The organism is Sporotomaculum syntrophicum (assembly GCF_009932395.1).
GTDB lineage: Bacteria > Bacillota > Desulfotomaculia > Desulfotomaculales > Desulfallaceae > Sporotomaculum > Sporotomaculum syntrophicum.
In genome coordinates this window covers 1-2391 of the sequence record NZ_LSRS01000012.1, presented here as the reverse complement: position 1 = coordinate 2391, position 2391 = coordinate 1, and the positions used below count along the sequence as shown (strand labels likewise).

Annotated in this window: 1 protein-coding gene and 1 pseudogene; both read right to left on the bottom strand. The window is 40.4% G+C overall.

Annotation, left to right across the window (positions count from 1 at the left end):
* Nucleotides 1-742 precede the first annotated feature (742 nt).
* Entirely contained in the window at nucleotides 743-1198 is a 456-nt protein-coding gene (locus tag SPSYN_RS15385) for a Dps family protein (protein ID WP_207708562.1), read from the bottom strand.
* A 584-nt stretch (nucleotides 1199-1782) separates the two neighbouring features.
* Nucleotides 1783-2391, bottom strand: a pseudogene (locus SPSYN_RS15380) (transposase); the annotation flags it as partial.

Here is a 2391-nt window from a genome sequence, read left to right as displayed (position 1 = left end):
AAAATTTAAACAGACGAAGCCAGAAGAGAAGCCATAACTGGAGCAATTTCCCGAAACTACTGGTTAAATACCGGTTACCCAAGCCCAAAATATACGTTAATATCTATGAACTAAGGAAAAGTATCGGCTACATAATGTAAATGGCAGTGTGAAGAGCCGGATGCGGGAAAGCTGCACGTCCGGTTCTGTGAGGGGTGCGTGACCAATTAAATCATGGGGCAAATATTGTGACACTCCCAGAGGAAACGGGGAGAAACCGGGAAAACAAAGTGTCCCCTAAAGTTTAAGAGGTGCGCATCTACTCGACTTAAAGGGTCCAATTGGAAGTTTTACGCGCAGTAAGGCTCAAATGCCGCATATTAACGGCATATGAGCCTTATTAAAAACCTACGCTTTAAACAAATCCGCAAAATTTTTGATTGCCCGAGAAGAATGAAGTCGCCTGTTCAATGTTGCTTATCTGGGCATTAAGTACTCATAAAAATACTTCTTTCTGACATTGATTTATTTATTAATTCTTACCGGAAAGGAGTTTATAATTAATAGCCAGGGGGTTTGACAGGTTTGTTATGTCTCTTTAATACACTGTAATACACTGTATTTTAAGCATTATTATTAATATATTACCGGTGCTGTTTTCTAGCTCAGCAATGAATTCAAATTCACGAGGTATCTTGTAAACAGCAATATGTTCTCTTAGATATCTATATATTTCCTAAGAATACACGTTTCACTGCCATTCTTATTGTAGTTTAGTGTTTGGTTGCATTGTCCGATCACCGGCTCTATCGTAATTTTGGTTCAATAAATGATACATGCCTCGCGTTAACGTGTCATCGTCCAGTACACTATAAAGATGGTAACCGAGGTCTTCCCTATCCAGCAGCACTTCTTCAAGAACTTGAACAGTGCCAAAATCTTGAAGTTCATGGGCACGAGCAATCTGCTTCCGCATCATTTCTTGCATTTTTAATTCGTGTTCCAGGTCGTTGCGTAAAAAATCACGCATAGTGTAGCGCCCTTCAACTTCGTGTTTAATGTAGGAAAGTTCATGTTGAGTAACATGGTGGGCTGTAGGTACCATGCCAAGACGAGCAACTCTTTCACCAATCATATCAATATGCTTCTGTGTTTTATAAATGTGTTCATCCAGCAAGTGGTGAAGGCTAATAAAGACTCTGCACCTTCGGTTAGCCAATGGTGTTTGTTATATTGGTGCAGTGCAACGTTTAAGGCACACTGGTGATCACCCACATTAAAGCCATTTCGTGACGTACTTCTTTAGACAGCTAATACCCGCCCCAACATCCTTGGCAGATCTTGGTTATCGTCTCAATATCATTGAATGATCACTGGAGTGACCGGCATATTGGGATCAAATCCCGACTTGTTAAGGTTAAATTCACCCTTAAAGTTACTAATATTGCTTATTGCTCATCACTGCGGTTATATCTTGTGGCGTTTGGGTTAGGGATTGCATGTTTTCCAAGTTTACTCCTCCTATAAAATAAATTTTTAAAGAAAGTTATTAATTTTCAAAAATGAAAAGATATGCAAGAAAGAGTATTTACCTGTCGGGCATCCTCAGCGCAAATTAACAGGATAACCGGTTTGTCATTCCACATGTTCGAGTATATAGATATTGACACAAGGGAACCGTCCGAGACCACTGAAAAAGTACCCTTTTTAAGCCGCCTCAGAGCCTGCCTTAAACATATATTGTAAATTAATCAGCAACCAACGGTCTGAAAAATACAAAAAAAGCGCATCAAAACCTTTTTAAGCGGATACCATATTGGCTATCCGCTTCAGGTTTACCGCCAGGACCGTTAATTTTGCCTGAATGCGCACACTTTTTAGACCGTAGCCTTTGGCTCGGTCCAATCCATGAAATCTTTTTAATTCTGCATTTTTGGGTTCGATTTTCGCTCGCTTGCGATACTCATCAAGGAATTCCCGGGTTTTTGCTCTTTGACTATACTCATATAATTCAGGAGTATTTACACTGACTCTCAGTAGTCTAGCTATTCTCGTACTTTTGCCTATGCATTCAGCCCGGTGAGAACAATTACGGCAGCGCTCACGCTCAAAGCTGTATTCCAACAACTTCTCTTTCTTGCCATTTCGTTCACGGGTTTTGGCTTTTACTTTTACCGTTTCATTTCCCATGACACAAAACCATTGGTCACTGTCTTTGTTGTAGCTGAACAAATCTTCATCTATTTTATAAGCACTGGCGCTTACCGGTATATAGGCTGAGGCTTCTTTTTCCTTAATCAGATTAAGGATGTCGGGCCGGAAATAGGCTTTATCTCCATATACTCCGGTCACGGTCAGACCGGCTTTTAGGGCTTCCTCAAGGTGGTCTTTAAAATTGCTGCCATCAACATA